Below are 16,302 nucleotides of genomic sequence, written 5' to 3' on the forward strand. Positions count from 1 at the left end.
AAATTATGATTGCGGTCGCCGTGTGGATGCTCGCCTGACAATTGTTTTATTTTCAGGGGTATTTTAGAACATGGCAGAAAAGCAAACTGCGAAAAGGAATCGTCGCGAGGAAATACTTCAATCCCTGGCGTTGATGCTTGAATCCAGCGACGGTAGCCAGCGTATCACCACGGCCAAACTGGCCGCCTCCGTTGGTGTTTCCGAAGCAGCGCTGTACCGGCATTTTCCTAGCAAGACCCGCATGTTCGATAGCCTCATCGAGTTTATCGAAGATAGCCTGATTACCCGTATCAACCTGATCCTCAAAGACGAGAAGGACACCACCGCGCGTTTACGCCTGATTGTGCTGCTTATTCTTGGTTTTGGCGAACGCAATCCAGGGCTGACCCGTATCCTGACCGGCCATGCGCTCATGTTTGAGCAAGATCGCCTACAGGGACGTATCAACCAGCTGTTTGAACGTATTGAAGCTCAGTTGCGCCAGGTGCTGCGCGAGCGGAAAATGCGGGAAGGTGAAGGCTACGAAACGGATGAAACGCTGCTGGCAAGTCAACTGCTCGCCTTCTGTGAGGGCATGCTGTCGCGCTTTGTACGCAGCGAATTCAAATACCGACCAACGGACGATTTTGATGCCCGTTGGCCGCTGATCGTTGCGCAACTGCAGTAACACGTTCAAATAACCCGGCATCCGCCGGGCTATTTTTTTATACGCCGTACGCCTCGCGATAAGCGCGTACCGACGCCAGATGTTCAGCCATCTCTGGTTTTTCTTCCAGATAAGCAATCAAGTCTTTCAGCGTGATGATCGAGATAACCTCACAGCCATAGTCACGTTCAACTTCCTGGATCGCGGAAATTTCACCGCGTCCACGCTCCTGACGATCTAAAGAGATTAGCACGCCGGCAAGCTTCGCACCGTTGGCCTGGATAATCTCCATCGATTCACGGATCGCGGTACCCGCAGTGATCACATCGTCTACCAGCATCACGCGTCCGGTCAGCGCGCTCCCCACCAGATTGCCGCCTTCTCCGTGGTCTTTCGCTTCTTTGCGGTTAAAGCAGTACGGATAATCACGGTCGTGATGCTCCGCCAGCGCAACTGCCGTAGTTGTGGCAATCGGGATACCTTTGTAGGCAGGGCCAAACAACAGATCGAACTCAATACCGGAATCCACCAGCGCTTCGGCATAAAAACGGCCTAACAGTGCCAGATCGCGCCCGGTATTAAACAGCCCGGCGTTGAAGAAATAGGGGCTCTTGCGCCCGGATTTCAGCGTAAATTCGCCAAACTTAAGTACCTGCTTGTTAAGCGCAAACTCAATAAACTGGCGCTGATACGGTTTCATGGATTCGCTCCTCATCTCACTTTATTACGGACAAAAAAAAGGGCGACCACGTCGCCCTTAACATCAATTTTCTAACGCCGCTTTCTGCGTCGTGATAATAGATTCGATTCCCCCTCGGGCTAACGCCAGCAGGGTGAGTAACTCTTCGTGGCTGAACGGCTCGCCCTCGGCGGTCCCCTGAACTTCAATGATGCGTCCATCTTCGGTCATCACCACGTTCATATCGGTTTCTGCCGCTGAATCTTCAACGTATTCCAGGTCGCACAGTGCTTCACCATTCACGATACCTACGGAAACCGCCGCTACCATCCCTTTCATTGGGTTGGTTTTCAGCTTACCCGCGGCAACCAGTTTGCCCAGCGCATCGGCCAGCGCCACGCAGGCACCGGTAATGGAGGCCGTACGCGTGCCGCCATCGGCCTGGATAACGTCGCAGTCCAGCGTGATGGTGAATTCACCCAGCGCCTTCAGATCTACCGCCGCGCGCAGCGCACGAGCAATCAGACGCTGAATTTCCATGGTACGACCGCCCTGCTTGCCCTTAGCCGCTTCACGCGCATTACGCGTGTGGGTCGCACGTGGCAGCATGCCGTACTCGGCGGTGATCCAACCCTGGCCCTGACCTTTCAGGAAACGTGGTACGCCTTCATCGATAGAAGCAGTACACAGCACTTTGGTATCACCAAATTCGACCAGCACGGAGCCTTCAGCGTGTTTTGTATAATTACGGGTCAGGGTGACGGGACGCACCTGGTTAGCACTACGGCCTGCTGGACGCATGATAGATATCTCCGGCTTGAAACGAATGTGGCGCGCATTATACACAAAATCATTCAAGCTGTATCAAGGCGGCAAGGGCGCTCACCTCAGGAGCGTACTAAACAGAGACTGCCTGAAGGACGAAGCGTATACGGATTAACGGCGCTTATTCCTATCCTCATAAGCCCCCGGAGGCTATAATCCCCCCATCTCTCCTTTAAAAACAGGAACGTCTATGATCCGCAGCATGACCGCCTATGCCCGCCGTGAAATCAAGGGCAGTTGGGGCAGCGCCGCTTGGGAACTGCGCTCTGTTAACCAGCGTTATCTCGAAACCTATTTCCGTCTGCCAGAGCAGTTCCGCAGTCTTGAACCCGTTGTCCGTGAACGTCTGCGTACCCGCTTAACGCGAGGTAAAGTTGAGTGCACCCTGCGTTTTGAGCCAGATGCCAGCGCGCAAGGCGAACTAATCCTCAATGAAAAACTGGCAAAACAACTGGTTAGCGCCGCAAACTGGGTAAAAATGCAGAGCGATGAAGGGGAAGTTAACCCTGTCGACATTCTGCGCTGGCCTGGCGTAATGGCCGCACAGGAGCAGGATCTGGACGCTATTGCCGCCGAGATCCTCAATGCGCTGGACGGTACGCTGGACGACTTCATCGTTGCTCGTGAAACCGAAGGTCAGGCGCTGAAAGCCCTGATTGAGCAGCGTCTGGAAGGCGTCAGCGGCGAAGTGACCAAAGTCCGCGCCCATATGCCGGAAATCCTGCAGTGGCAGCGCGACCGTCTGGTTGCCAAACTGGAAGACGCGGAAGTTCAGCTTGAAAATAACCGCCTGGAGCAGGAACTGGTGCTGATGGCCCAGCGTATCGACGTTGCCGAAGAGCTGGATCGCCTCGAAGCGCACGTGAAAGAGACCTATAACATCCTGAAGAAAAAAGAGGCGGTTGGCCGCCGTCTGGACTTCATGATGCAAGAGTTCAACCGAGAGTCGAACACCCTGGCGTCAAAGTCGATCAATGCGGACGTGACCAATTCTGCTATCGAATTGAAAGTACTGATCGAACAAATGCGCGAGCAGATTCAAAACATCGAATAATTAGAATCAGTGACTTTAAATTGATGCCCGCCATTGTGCGGGCATTTTTAATTCAGGTAGTTTCTTTTTTCCTAAGTAAATTGCATCATTACTCACCCTTATATAAAGGGTGATTATGGAATGAGTCGATACACAGGACGTTTTTAACCAGATATTTTCCACCTTCATCTATATCCTTTCAGATGCCAGGGCTATCTGCTTATGCGTTCAGATATCGAACTAATTATATCTTAAGCATTGGTGGCTAGACTGGCCGCCTCCATCACAAATAAAGTTAAACCTATGCAATTCACGACTACTCAGAGTACACCAGCCTTTAGCTGGAAAGCCCTTGGCTGGGCCGTATTGTATTTTTGTTTCTTTTCAACGGCATTACAGCTTGTAATCTACGCCACAGGCTACAGTGGCTCTACCGGTTTAAGGGATTCCATCCTCTTTAGCTTATTATGGCTGGTGCCGGTATTCCTGTTCCCGAAGAAGACTCGCATCATTGGCGCCATTATTGGCGTTGTGCTCTGGGCGGCGTCGCTAGCTGCTATTAGCTATTACGTGATTTATGGTCAGGAGTTTTCGCAAAGCGTTTTATTTGTGATGTTTGAGACCAACACCAACGAAGCAGGTGAGTTCTTAAGCCAGTATTTTAGCCTTAAGATTGTCCTGATTGCGGTGGTCTACTCCATTGTTGCCGTGCTGCTCTGGACGCGCCTGCGTCCAGTATATATCCCAAATCCCTGGCGCTGGCTCGTCTCCTTTGCCCTGCTCTATGGGCTGATTCTGAACCCGCTGGTGACCGGCGTGTTGATGAAAGGCAAGCCCGTTGCGGACGTGCTGGATGGCATATCGACCCGCCTTGCCCCTGCGGCTCCCTGGCAGTTTATTACTGGCTACTACCAGTATCACCATCAGTTAGACAGCCTGACCAGACTGCTCAATGATAACCACGCGCTGCCGCCGCTAGCCAACCTGAAAGACAGTTCAGGGAATGCTCCTCGTACGCTGGTGCTGGTCATTGGTGAATCCACACAGCGTGGGCGCATGAGCCTTTATGGCTACCCGCGCGAAACCACGCCTGAGCTGGATGCACTGCACAAGTCAGATTCTAACTTCACCGTTTTCAATGATGTAGTGACCTCGCGCCCTTACACCATTGAGATCCTGCAGCAGGCGCTAACCTTTGCCAACGAGCAGAACCCAGACCTGTATCTGACTAAACCATCGCTGATGAACCTGATGAAACAGGCCGGCTATAAAACCTTCTGGATCACCAACCAGCAGACGATGACCTCACGTAACACCATGCTGACCGTGTTCTCAAAACAGACCGACCAGCAGTTCTATATGAACCAGCAGCGCACTCAGAGCGCCCGTGAATACGATTCTAACGTTCTGGCACCGTTTAAACAGGTTCTGTCAGACCCGGCACCGAAGAAGTTTATTATCGTGCACCTGTTGGGTACGCATATTAACTACGATTACCGTTACCCGGAAAACTGGAATAAATTCTCGGGCAAAACCGACACGATGCCAGCTGGGTTAAGTAAGGATGAGCAAAGCACGTACAACAGCTACGATAATGCCAACCTTTACAACGACTACGTCGTTTCCACCCTGATTAAGGACTACAAAGCAACAGATCCGAATGGCTTCCTGCTGTACTTCTCTGACCACGGGGAAGAGGTTTATGACACGCCGCCGCACCAAACGCAGGGCCGCAATGAGCTTGCGCCAACGCGTCATATGTACACCATTCCATTCCTGCTGTGGACGTCAGAAAAATGGCATCAGGAACACCCTCGAGATTTCTCTCAGGATGTTAACCGTAAATACAGCAGCTCCGAGCTTATCCATACCTGGTCCGATCTGGCAGGATTAAGCTATGACGGTTTCGAGCCAACCCGCGCGTTAACCAGCCCGCAGTTTGTTGAAACCACACGCTGGATTGGCAACCCATACGATAAGAAGTCGTTGACCGATTACGACAAACTGCCGTACGGCGAGCAGAAAGGTAATCAGTAACGCTCCGTAAGCCGCTCCGTATGGAGCGGCTTTTTACGCTTTACCCCGCGCATCATTTTTTCACGCAATGACTTACATTTTCTAATCATAAAATCCATTAACAAATTCTATAAAACTCACCACTACAGCATTCATACGTAATTTATGAATTAGTTTTTCTTATTCAAATGAGCTCACCTTAGAAAAACTCAATCGTGACATGGCGCACAAATCGCTACCCTCCTGTCATTCTTGTTGGGAGCGAACATGTTACTGCACATCCTTTACCTTATCGGCATCACCGCAGAGGCGATGACCGGAGCCCTGGCCGCCGGGCGCCGCCGCATGGATACCTTTGGGGTCATCATCATTGCCACCGCCACCGCACTGGGCGGGGGTTCCGTCCGTGACATGCTGCTTGGCCACTATCCCTTAGGCTGGGTGCAACACCCTGAATACATCATCACCGTCGCCATTGCCGCAGTACTGACCACCATTGTGGCTCCGGTCATGCCGCATTTGCGCCGCCTGTTTTTGGTTCTCGATGCCGTGGGCCTGATTGTCTTCTCAATCATTGGCGCGCAAATCGCGCTGGATATGGGGGAAGGACCCATTATCGCCGTCATCGCCGCCGTCATCACCGGCGTATTTGGCGGGGTACTGCGCGATATGTTCTGTAAGCGCATTCCGCTCGTCTTCCAGAAAGAGCTTTATGCCGGTATCTCGTTTGCGGCCGCCGTGCTGTACGTGGCGCTTTCACAGTACGTCAGCAATCATGACGTGGTGGTGATCTCCACGCTGCTCTTCGGCTTTACCGCAAGGATGCTGGCGCTCAGGCTCAAGCTTGGCCTTCCGGTATTCCACTACCGGCACGAAACGCACTAGTTAAACCCCGCAACCCCAAGCTTTCTCAGCTTTTCGACAAGCGAGCTCACCACGGGGTCATGAAGAAACGTTACCAGGCTACGCGCTTTCTCCGGGCCGATGCCCGGCAACGTTTGCCAGCGTTGCTCATTGCGAGCAAGTAGCTGTCGCCAGGTACTATCGTCAAGCGCCTTTAAGGCCGCGTTCGACAGCGGCACACCTATTGCTTTAATCCAGCGGCGAAAGGGCTGCCGACGCGTCATATCAAAACGGTGCCATACCTGCTGCGCTCGCTCTGCCGTCATGCCAGGTGTGGACTGAAGCTGAGTTAGCGTGAGCCCAAGCCAGGAGAAGATGTGCTCAAACGAATGCGCCGTCGCAAGCCGCTGCCACCCAACCTCTCCAACGCCTTCAATATCGAGCACCGCGGGCGATCCGAGCCAGGCAAGGCGCGCTAAGAACTGCTCCCGGCACGCAACCGTACGATAAAAACAGGTGAGTGAGTTAAAGTCAGCCGCAGGTGGCTCGGGTTTTGTTCGTTCGAGAGCACGCCAGACCACGCTTTCCAGTCGCGGAATGCCTTGCCCGGCAAGACTAATCAGCAGCTGATCGCCTGCGGTAATATCCAGGCTCTGCCAGCGCGCCACCGAACCTATATTGACCCGCTGTACCCGCTTATCGTTGAGCATGATGGGCTGCAATTCGGCCACCACTGCAATCTTTCCGGTACGGCCTATCGCAAAGTGAATACCGCTGACCTCTGCCACCTGCGACACCGGCTGATACTTCCAGGCGACAACCCAATCTCCCTGCGTTGGCAACCATCGGCTTCCTTCAGGTTCTTTTCCCATTCGAACCACCACACCATCCGTTGCAAAGGGTAGCGGCGCGTTAAACCATCGCGAGCGCCATTCTGCTACCTCCCGGGCACTCGTTACTGAATGGCTATAGCGCGCGGCGAGTTCGAATCCGGACGCGGCAAGAAGGTTCAGCCGCTCACGCATTGAGGCCGGGCCATCGGGCCATGCCCAGATAAACAACGACAGCGCGGAAAGCGACTGGCTATTACTCTGACGCATCAGCATTCCCGCCACCTTTGAGCGCGCGTTCATTCCCCCCATTTTTTTCTGTACATGTCCTTCCGCACGTAAAAATATCTCGCCTTGCAGAACGCTGTTTGCCAGCGCTCCGCTGACATTTTGTGGGATAGCGGGAATGTGCCGGGCTTTTTCCGTCCAGTCTTCTCCACTTAGCCCATCCCCCCGGCTGATAGCTTGCTTTAGATGTCCATCCTGATAGGCCAGGGTAACCGCAACGCCATCCACTTTCGGCTGCACCCACATCCCTTCCCGGCCCTTCATCCATTCATCCATCGACCTGGCATCCGCCAACTTACGCACGCCCGTATGTGCCACCGGATGCTTCACCGTCTTACCGAGCGGCGACAGGCTGGTTTGCTCCACGGTGGTCATGCCAAAGCAGCGCTGCCACTGGGTAAGACGCGCAGAGAGTTGGTCATATACGCCGTCGCTAACCTCACTCTCCCCCTGCTGCCAGTAAACTTTATTCCACCCACTAATCTGGGCTTCGAGCTGCGCTATCTCCTGCTCCGCTCTGGTGGGTGACCAGGCAGGACAGGCCGCCTCTACCTGCAACGTGAACAGCAAGCCCACGCCAATCATCCATGCTTTCATGTTCTTCCCCTCGCCAACGAATAGCCCCTTTGTAGCGCAGCGCTTTTCACCCTGCGATAAGGGATTCTGCATTTATCGAGCCGGATTCCGGGAAAACGTGTTTGTTGCAGCAACACAAGGAGAAATCAGGAAAACGGTACGCAAAATGAAAGAAACTGGCGCAAAAAGTGTGACAAAGGCTACGTCGCGTGGCAGCGCCGTGTATAATAGGCTCGTATGTAAGTTCTCTTTCGATAATCACATACAAAAGACACTCATGGCTCAAGGCACGCTCTATATTGTTTCCGCCCCTAGCGGCGCGGGTAAATCCAGCCTGATTCAGGCTTTGTTGAAAACCCAACCGTTGTACGACTCCCAGGTATCTGTTTCACATACCACGCGCGCGCCGCGTCCGGGTGAAGTGCACGGCGAACACTATTTCTTTGTGAATCACGACGATTTCAGAACGATGATTGGCGAAGGGGCATTCCTGGAACACGCGGAAGTCTTTGGCAACTATTACGGCACCTCGCGTCAGGCAATTGAGCAGGTACTGGCGACCGGCGTTGATGTCTTCCTCGATATCGACTGGCAGGGCGCTCAGCAAATCCGTAAAAGCATGCCGGGTGCGCGCAGCATCTTTATTCTGCCGCCATCCAAAATTGAACTGGATCGTCGCCTGCGCGGCCGCGGACAGGACAGCGAAGAGGTGATCGCAAAACGTATGGCTCAGGCAGTTGCAGAAATGAGTCATTACGCGGAATATGATTACCTTATCGTCAATGATGATTTTGATACCGCGCTGGGTGATTTTAAAACCATCCTCCGGGCAGAACGTCTGCGTATGAGCCGCCAAAAGCAGCGACATGACGCTTTAATCAGCAAATTATTGGCAGACTGAACCCACTTTCAGTATCATGCCCAGTCCATCACTATCTGTGGAGCATTAAAGTATGGCACGCGTAACTGTTCAGGACGCTGTAGAGAAAATTGGTAACCGTTTTGACCTGGTACTGGTCGCCGCGCGTCGCGCTCGTCAGATGCAGGTAGGCGGAAAGGATCCGCTGGTTCCAGAAGAAAACGATAAAACCACCGTTATCGCACTGCGCGAAATCGAAGAAGGTCTGATCAACAACCAGATCCTCGACGTGCGCGAGCGCCAGGAACAGCAAGAGCAGGAAGCCGCTGAATTACAAGCTGTTACCGCTATTGCTGAAGGTCGTCGTTAATTACATAGCGGGTCGCCCTTGTATCTGTTTGAGAGCCTGAATCAGCTGATTCAAAATTACCTGCCGGAAGACCAGATTAAGCGTCTTCGGCAGGCCTATCTCGTTGCACGTGACGCTCACGAGGGGCAAACACGTTCAAGCGGTGAACCCTATATCACGCACCCGGTAGCGGTGGCCTGCATTCTGGCCGAGATGAAACTCGACTATGAAACGCTGATGGCTGCTCTGCTGCATGACGTGATTGAAGATACCCCTGCCACCTACCAGGACATGGAGCAACTCTTTGGTAAAAGCGTTGCTGAACTGGTAGAGGGGGTCTCTAAACTTGATAAGCTCAAGTTCCGCGATAAGAAAGAAGCGCAGGCTGAAAACTTTCGCAAAATGATTATGGCGATGGTGCAGGATATCCGCGTCATCCTCATCAAGCTTGCCGACCGCACCCACAACATGCGCACGCTGGGCTCATTACGCCCGGACAAACGTCGCCGCATCGCCCGTGAAACGCTCGAAATCTACAGTCCGCTGGCCCACCGTTTAGGTATCCACCACATCAAGACCGAGCTCGAAGAGCTGGGCTTTGAAGCGCTGTATCCAAACCGTTATCGCGTGATTAAAGAAGTGGTGAAAGCCGCGCGTGGTAACCGTAAAGAGATGATTCAGAAGATCCTTTCTGAAATCGAAGGGCGTTTGCAGGAAGCGGGAATTCCGTGTCGCGTTAGCGGTCGCGAGAAACATCTTTACTCTATCTACTGCAAAATGGTGCTGAAAGAGCAGCGTTTTCACTCGATCATGGACATCTACGCCTTCCGCGTTATCGTCCACGATCTGGATACCTGCTACCGCGTACTGGGCCAGATGCACAGCCTGTACAAACCGCGTCCGGGTCGCGTAAAAGATTACATCGCGATTCCAAAGGCCAACGGATATCAGTCCCTGCACACCTCAATGATTGGGCCACACGGTGTCCCGGTCGAAGTCCAGATCCGTACTGAAGACATGGATCAAATGGCGGAGATGGGTGTTGCCGCGCACTGGGCATACAAAGAGCACGGTGGCGAAAGCAGTACGACCGCACAAATCCGCGCCCAGCGCTGGATGCAAAGCCTGCTGGAACTGCAGCAGAGCGCCGGTAGCTCGTTTGAATTTATCGAGAGCGTTAAATCCGATCTCTTCCCGGATGAGATTTACGTTTTCACCCCGGAAGGCCGCATTGTCGAACTGCCCGCTGGCGCTACACCGGTGGACTTCGCCTACGCCGTGCATACCGATATCGGTCATGCCTGCGTGGGCGCGCGCGTCGACCGCCAGCCTTACCCACTGTCGCAACCGCTCTCAAGCGGTCAGACGGTAGAGATCATCACCGCGCCGGGCGCACGCCCGAACGCCGCATGGCTCAATTTTGTCGTCAGCTCAAAAGCGCGCGCCAAAATCCGTCAGATGCTGAAAAACCTCAAGCGCGACGACTCCGTCAGCCTGGGCCGCCGTCTGCTGAACCACGCGCTGGGCGGCAGCCGCAAACTTGCGGAAATTCCTGCGGACCATGTTCAGCGCGAACTTGACCGTATGCGTCTTGCCACCCTTGACGACCTGCTGGCCGAAATTGGCCTGGGCAACGCCATGAGCGTGGTAGTGGCGAAAAACCTCCAGCAGGGTGAAGCTATCCCGTCTGCACCGGGTGCCTCCGGGCATACCCATCTGCCGATTAAAGGCGCCGACGGCGTGCTGATCACCTTCGCGAAATGCTGTCGTCCAATCCCTGGCGACCCGATCATCGCCCACGTCAGCCCGGGTAAAGGGCTGGTTATTCACCATGAATCCTGCCGCAACATTCGTGGCTATCAGAAAGAACCTGAGAAATTCATGGCGGTTGAGTGGGACAAAGAGACGGCGCAGGAATTTATCACCGAGATTAAGGTCGATATGTTCAACCATCAGGGGGCACTGGCCAACCTGACGGCAGCCATCAATACCGCGGCGTCCAATATTCAAAGCCTGAATACGGAAGAAAAAGACGGCCGCGTTTACAGCGCCTTTATCCGTCTGACCGCACGTGACCGCGTGCATCTGGCGAATATCATGCGCAAAATCCGCGTGATGCCGGACGTCATTAAAGTCACCCGTAACAGAAACTAGCTTTATGAATTTACAGCGTTATGCGCGTATTCGTGAGATGCTCGCCAGGCGTCAGCCTGACCTGACGATCTGCATGGAAGAGGTCCACAAACCTCATAATGTCTCGGCGATCGTTCGCACCGCCGACGCGGTAGGCGTACACGAAGTTCATGCGGTCTGGCCCAGCACCCGAATGCGCCCTATGGCATCCGCGGCGGGCAGTAACAGCTGGGTTCAGGTAATAACCCATCCCACCATTGGCGATGCGGTCGGCCATTTAAAGGGCCAGGGCATGCAAATCCTGGCCACTAACCTGTCAGACACATCCGTCGATTTCCGTGAAATCGACTACACTCGCCCAACCTGTATTCTGATGGGGCAGGAAAAAACCGGCATCACCCAGGAAGCGTTAGCCCTCGCAGACCAGGACATCATCATCCCGATGATCGGCATGGTGCAGTCGCTCAACGTTTCCGTCGCCTCTGCGTTGATTCTCTACGAAGCCCAGCGTCAGCGTCAAAACGCCGGTATGTACCAACGCGAAAACAGCATGCTGCCGGTCGAAGAGCAGCAGCGTCTGCTGTTTGAAGGCGGCTACCCGGTGCTGGCACACGTCGCCAAACGCAAAGGCCTTCCTTATCCCCACGTCAATGAGCAGGGCGAAATTGAAGCCGATGCCACGTGGTGGTCCACTATGCAGGCTACGGAGTAACCGCCATGCAAAGCCGTCTGCTGGATGCCGTTCCGCTCAACACATTGACCGGCGTAGGCGCCGCGCAGAGCAATCGGCTGGCGAAAATTGGTCTGCACACGGTGCAGGATTTGCTCCTGCACCTGCCGTTACGCTACGAAGACCGCACCCAACTTTATCCTATCGGTGAACTGCTTCCCGGCATCTACGTGACCGTAGAAGGCGAAGTTCTGAACTGTAATATCACCTTCGGCGGCCGCCGGATGATGACCTGCCAGATTAGCGATGGCACTGGCATCCTGACCATGCGCTTTTTCAACTTCAACGCGGCGATGAAAAATAGCCTCGCCACCGGGCGACGCGTGTTGGCCTATGGTGAAGCAAAGCGCGGCAAGTACGGCGCGGAGATGATCCACCCGGAATACCGCGTGCAGGGCGACCTCAGTACGCCGGATTTGCAGGAGACCTTAACGCCGGTCTATCCCACTACCGAAGGCATCAAGCAGGCGACGCTGCGCAAACTCACCGACCAAGCGCTGGATCTACTCGATACCTGCGCCATCAGCGAGTTGCTGCCACCGGAACTGGCACAGGGGATGATGAGCCTGCCGGAAGCGCTGCGCACGCTGCATCGCCCACCGCCGACGCTACAGCTCGCCGATTTAGAAACCGGTAAACACCCCGCACAGCAGCGTTTAATTCTCGAAGAGCTGCTGGCGCATAACCTCAGCATGCTGGCGCTGCGTGCGGGCGCGCAGCGTTTTCACGCTCAGCCTCTCAGCGAGAACCGTGAGCTGAAAGATAAGTTTCTGGCCAATTTGCCGTTTAAGCCTACCGGCGCACAGGCGCGGGTGACGGCCGAAATCGAACATGATCTGGCGTTGGATATACCGATGATGCGTCTGGTGCAGGGCGACGTTGGTTCCGGTAAAACGCTGGTTGCCGCGCTAGCGGCACTACGCGCTATCGCGCACGGTAAACAGGTGGCGCTGATGGCGCCGACCGAACTGCTCGCCGAACAGCACGCCAACAACTTCCGCAACTGGTTTGAACCGCTCGGCATTGAAGTCGGCTGGTTAGCGGGCAAGCAAAAAGGCAAAGCCCGTCAGGCGCAGCAGGAGGCTATTGCCAGCGGTCAGGTGCAGATGATTGTCGGCACCCACGCCATCTTCCAGGAGCAGGTGCAGTTTAACGGGCTGGCGCTGGTCATCATCGACGAACAGCACCGTTTTGGCGTCCATCAACGCCTGGCGCTGTGGGAGAAAGGCCAGCAGCAGGGCTTCCACCCACATCAGTTGATCATGACCGCCACCCCGATTCCGCGCACCCTGGCGATGACCGCCTATGCCGATCTGGATACCTCGGTGATTGACGAACTGCCGCCGGGCCGCACCCCGGTGACCACGGTAGCGATACCTGATACCCGACGTCACGACATTATCGACCGCGTGCGCAACGCCTGCACCACCGAGGGCCGCCAGGCTTATTGGGTCTGTACGCTGATTGAAGAGTCTGACCTGCTGGAGGCTCAGGCGGCGGAAGCCACCTGCGAAGAGCTGAAGCTGGCGCTGCCGGAGCTGAATATCGGCCTCGTCCACGGGCGCATGAAGCCCGCCGAGAAGCAGGCGGTTATGCAGGCGTTCAAACAGGGCGAGCTACATCTGCTGATTGCCACCACGGTCATTGAAGTGGGCGTCGACGTTCCAAACGCCAGCCTGATGATTATTGAAAACCCGGAGCGTCTGGGGCTGGCACAGCTGCACCAGCTAAGAGGCCGCGTGGGCCGTGGCGCGGTGGCATCGCACTGCGTGCTGCTCTACAAATCGCCGCTGTCGAAAACCGCACAAATGCGCCTGCAGGTGCTGCGCGACAGCAATGACGGCTTCGTGATTGCCCAGAAAGATCTCGAGATCCGTGGCCCCGGTGAACTGCTGGGTACCCGCCAGACCGGCAACGCCGAATTTAAAGTCGCCGACTTAATGCGCGATCAGGCAATGATCCCCGAAGTTCAGCGCCTGGCACGCCATATTCACGACCGTTACCCACAGCAGGCTAATGCCCTGATTGAACGCTGGATGCCGGAAACCGAACGTTATTCCAACGCGTAGCGATACCCGCAGCCCCGCAGGGGCTGTGCTAAACTTCGCACAATTTTACTTTCCTGGACGAGTTTGTAATGAGACGAGAACTGGCTATCGAATTTTCGCGCGTCACCGAAGCGGCGGCGCTGGCAGGCTACAAATGGCTGGGTCGTGGCGATAAGAACACCGCCGACGGCGCAGCGGTCAACGCCATGCGTATTATGCTCAACAAGGTCAACATTGACGGCACCATCGTCATTGGCGAAGGCGAAATCGATGAAGCGCCAATGCTCTACATTGGCGAGTCCGTTGGTACCGGGAATGGTGATGCGGTGGATATCGCCGTTGACCCCATCGAAGGCACCCGCATGACGGCGATGGGCCAGGCAAACGCGCTGGCGGTGCTGGCGGTGGGCGATAAAGGCTGCTTCCTCAACGCGCCTGATATGTACATGGAAAAACTGATTGTCGGCCCAGGCGCAAAAGGCACTATCGATCTCAACAAACCGCTGGAAGAGAACCTGCGCAACGTCGCCCGCGCGCTGGATAAACCGCTCTCAGAACTTACCGTTACCATTCTTGCCAAGCCGCGCCACGACGACGTTATCGTTGAGTTGCAAAAACTGGGCGTACGCGTCTTTGCCATTCCTGATGGCGACGTCGCGGCGTCCATCCTGACCTGTATGCCGGATAGCGAAGTCGACGTCATGTACGGCATCGGCGGCGCACCGGAAGGCGTGGTCTCTGCCGCCGTCATTCGCGCACTGGATGGCGATATGCACGGCCGCCTGCTGGCGCGTCACCACGTCAAAGGCGACAGCGAAGAGAACCGCCGCATCGGTGAAAACGAGCTGGAGCGCTGTAAGGCGATGGGCATTGAAGCAGGCGTCGTACTGACGCTTGACGACATGGCGCGCAGCGACAACGTTATCTTCTCCGCCACCGGCATCACCAAAGGCGACCTGCTGGACGGCATTACTCGCAAAGGGAATATCGCCACCACCGAGACGCTGCTGATCCGCGGGAAATCACGGACTATTCGCCGCATTCAGTCGATTCACTACCTCGATCGCAAAGACACTGAAATTCAGCGTCACATTCTCTAAATCATTTGATCAATAGAGCTTTCCGGCCCTTTCGGGCTGGAAATCTGCTCTCGTCGCGGTGATGATAAAACTAACGATATTGAGGGGAGAAAAGCCATGGCTGACTGGGTTACAGGCAAAGTTGTTAACGTGCAGAACTGGACGAATGCGCTGTTTAGCCTCACCGTCCACGCACCGGTTCAACCGTTCACCGCCGGGCAGTTTGCCAAGCTTGGGCTGGATATCGACGGCGAGCGTGTTCAGCGCGCCTACTCGTACGTTAACGCCCCGCACAACCCCGATCTCGAGTTCTATCTGGTGACCGTTCCTGACGGCAAACTAAGCCCCCGCTTAGCGGCGCTGAAGCCCGGCGATGAAGTGCTGGTCGTCAGCGAAGCGGCTGGCTTCTTTGTGCTCGACGAAATTCCCGACTGCGAAACCCTGTGGATGCTGGCAACCGGCACCGCCATTGGCCCGTACCTGTCGATTCTGGAAGAAGGCAAAGATCTGGATCGCTTTAAAAATATGGTGCTGGTGCACGCTGCGCGCTACGCCGCCGATTTAAGCTATCTGCCGCAAATGCGGGCGCTGGAAGCGCGTTACGCTGGTAAGCTGCGTATTCAGACGGTGGTCAGCCGGGAAACCGCACCGGGCATGCTAACAGGGCGCGTACCGGCGCTTATTGAAAGCGGCGCGCTGGAAGCGGCGGTCGGCCTGCCGATGAACGCCGAAACCAGCCACGTCATGTTATGCGGTAACCCGCAGATGGTGCGCGATACCCAACAGTTGCTGAAAGAGACCCGACAGATGACCAAACACCTGCGTCGTCGGCCGGGCCACATGACCGCTGAACACTACTGGTGATCGGCGCGGTACTTCACGTCCTGTGTCTCTTTGCCGTATTTATTTTCGCCCTGGGTGCCAACAAACGCGCCCAGGTCGATAAGCATCATCACAATGATCAGCGTCGGGATAAAGCGCCCTACGCCCCACTGCCACATGCCGGGCAGCATTGACCAGTTGCCTGCCAGCAGCATCCACGCCAGTATCATCAGCAGCGCCCAGATACCGGACTTGCCCCGGTCATGTAAGCGTTTAATCGTCACCGCCGCCGTTGGCCACAGCAGACAGACCAGCATAAATGCCGCCGTTTGCAGGTCAACCAGCCCGCCGCCCGCAAGGCTGAACAGCGCCACCATCGTCACCGCCCAGATGGCGATCCAGATCCAGAAGTCACGGCGGCCAATACGGCCTTTACCGGAAAATAACCATTGCTGTAGAGTCATGTACCCTTTCCTTTGTCGTTGTGCCGCGTAGTTTACCCTGAAGCGGCCACATTTTGACAAGCGAGGCGGTTCCCGTTTTAAT

General features: G+C 55.2%; 15 protein-coding genes. 11 read left to right on the forward strand and 4 right to left on the reverse strand.

What is annotated here, in order from left to right:
* Nucleotides 1-70: 70 nt before the first annotated feature.
* On the forward strand, nucleotides 71-667 hold the full coding sequence (gene slmA / locus HII27_RS08485; protein ID WP_064540962.1) for a nucleoid occlusion factor SlmA: 597 nt from the start codon (nucleotides 71-73) through the stop codon (nucleotides 665-667).
* Between the two features lie 37 nt (nucleotides 668-704).
* Here the strand turns inward: slmA and pyrE are convergent, their stop codons facing one another.
* Nucleotides 705-1,346: an orotate phosphoribosyltransferase gene (pyrE, locus tag HII27_RS08490; RefSeq protein WP_185667491.1), complete on the reverse strand. Its 642-nt coding sequence runs from the start codon at nucleotides 1,344-1,346 to the stop codon at nucleotides 705-707.
* A gap of 63 nt (nucleotides 1,347-1,409) precedes the next feature.
* Nucleotides 1,410-2,126 (reverse strand): ribonuclease PH, encoded by a 717-nt coding sequence (rph, locus tag HII27_RS08495; RefSeq protein ID WP_123651034.1) that lies wholly within the window; start codon nucleotides 2,124-2,126, stop codon nucleotides 1,410-1,412.
* A 214-nt stretch (nucleotides 2,127-2,340) separates the two neighbouring features.
* Between rph and HII27_RS08500 the strand changes: the two genes are divergently transcribed.
* From HII27_RS08500 to HII27_RS08510, 3 genes are all read left to right on the forward strand, one after another.
* Nucleotides 2,341-3,204, forward strand: coding sequence for a YicC/YloC family endoribonuclease (locus HII27_RS08500; RefSeq protein ID WP_185667492.1), 864 nt, complete (start codon nucleotides 2,341-2,343; stop codon nucleotides 3,202-3,204).
* Nucleotides 3,205-3,486: 282 nt separating this feature from the next.
* A complete protein-coding gene (locus HII27_RS08505) occupies nucleotides 3,487-5,220 on the forward strand; it encodes a phosphoethanolamine transferase CptA (protein WP_185667493.1) in 1,734 nt (577 codons plus the stop codon).
* A 246-nt stretch (nucleotides 5,221-5,466) separates the two neighbouring features.
* Nucleotides 5,467-6,084 carry a trimeric intracellular cation channel family protein gene (locus HII27_RS08510; RefSeq protein ID WP_185667494.1) on the forward strand — a complete coding sequence of 206 codons (618 nt, stop codon included), beginning with the start codon at nucleotides 5,467-5,469 and terminating at the stop codon, nucleotides 6,082-6,084.
* On the opposite strand, the gene ligB is transcribed toward HII27_RS08510, so the two are convergent.
* Nucleotides 6,081-7,757, reverse strand: a complete 1,677-nt coding sequence (gene ligB / locus HII27_RS08515; protein ID WP_396401352.1) for an NAD-dependent DNA ligase LigB — start codon at nucleotides 7,755-7,757, stop codon at nucleotides 6,081-6,083. The two genes, HII27_RS08510 and ligB, sit on opposite strands and share 4 nt — an antisense overlap.
* 256 nt (nucleotides 7,758-8,013) lie before the next feature.
* Here ligB and gmk point away from each other — a divergent pair, with 256 nt between their 5' ends.
* From gmk to fpr, 7 genes are all read left to right on the forward strand, one after another.
* On the forward strand, nucleotides 8,014-8,637 hold the full coding sequence (gmk, locus tag HII27_RS08520; RefSeq protein WP_035895845.1) for a guanylate kinase: 624 nt from the start codon (nucleotides 8,014-8,016) through the stop codon (nucleotides 8,635-8,637).
* 52 nt (nucleotides 8,638-8,689) lie between these two features.
* Nucleotides 8,690-8,965, forward strand: a complete 276-nt coding sequence (gene rpoZ, locus HII27_RS08525) for a DNA-directed RNA polymerase subunit omega (RefSeq protein ID WP_000135058.1) — start codon at nucleotides 8,690-8,692, stop codon at nucleotides 8,963-8,965.
* A gap of 18 nt (nucleotides 8,966-8,983) precedes the next feature.
* Nucleotides 8,984-11,098, forward strand: coding sequence for a bifunctional GTP diphosphokinase/guanosine-3',5'-bis pyrophosphate 3'-pyrophosphohydrolase (gene spoT, locus HII27_RS08530; protein WP_185667495.1), 2,115 nt, complete (start codon nucleotides 8,984-8,986; stop codon nucleotides 11,096-11,098).
* A gap of 4 nt (nucleotides 11,099-11,102) precedes the next feature.
* Nucleotides 11,103-11,789: a tRNA (guanosine(18)-2'-O)-methyltransferase TrmH gene (trmH, locus tag HII27_RS08535; protein ID WP_185667496.1), complete on the forward strand. Its 687-nt coding sequence runs from the start codon at nucleotides 11,103-11,105 to the stop codon at nucleotides 11,787-11,789.
* Nucleotides 11,790-11,794: 5 nt separating this feature from the next.
* Nucleotides 11,795-13,876 carry an ATP-dependent DNA helicase RecG gene (recG, locus tag HII27_RS08540; RefSeq protein ID WP_185667497.1) on the forward strand — a complete coding sequence of 694 codons (2,082 nt, stop codon included), beginning with the start codon at nucleotides 11,795-11,797 and terminating at the stop codon, nucleotides 13,874-13,876.
* Nucleotides 13,877-13,944: 68 nt separating this feature from the next.
* Nucleotides 13,945-14,955 carry a class II fructose-bisphosphatase gene (gene glpX / locus HII27_RS08545; protein ID WP_185667498.1) on the forward strand — a complete coding sequence of 337 codons (1,011 nt, stop codon included), beginning with the start codon at nucleotides 13,945-13,947 and terminating at the stop codon, nucleotides 14,953-14,955.
* 96 nt (nucleotides 14,956-15,051) lie between these two features.
* Nucleotides 15,052-15,798, forward strand: coding sequence for a ferredoxin--NADP(+) reductase (gene fpr / locus HII27_RS08550; protein WP_185667499.1), 747 nt, complete (start codon nucleotides 15,052-15,054; stop codon nucleotides 15,796-15,798).
* Here fpr and HII27_RS08555 read toward each other — a convergent pair.
* A complete protein-coding gene (locus HII27_RS08555) occupies nucleotides 15,789-16,220 on the reverse strand; it encodes a DUF805 domain-containing protein (RefSeq protein ID WP_185667500.1) in 432 nt (143 codons plus the stop codon). The two genes, fpr and HII27_RS08555, sit on opposite strands and share 10 nt — an antisense overlap.
* Between the last annotated feature and the right edge of the window lie 82 nt (nucleotides 16,221-16,302).

The organism is Kluyvera sichuanensis (assembly GCF_014218705.1).
GTDB lineage: Bacteria > Pseudomonadota > Gammaproteobacteria > Enterobacterales > Enterobacteriaceae > Kluyvera > Kluyvera sichuanensis.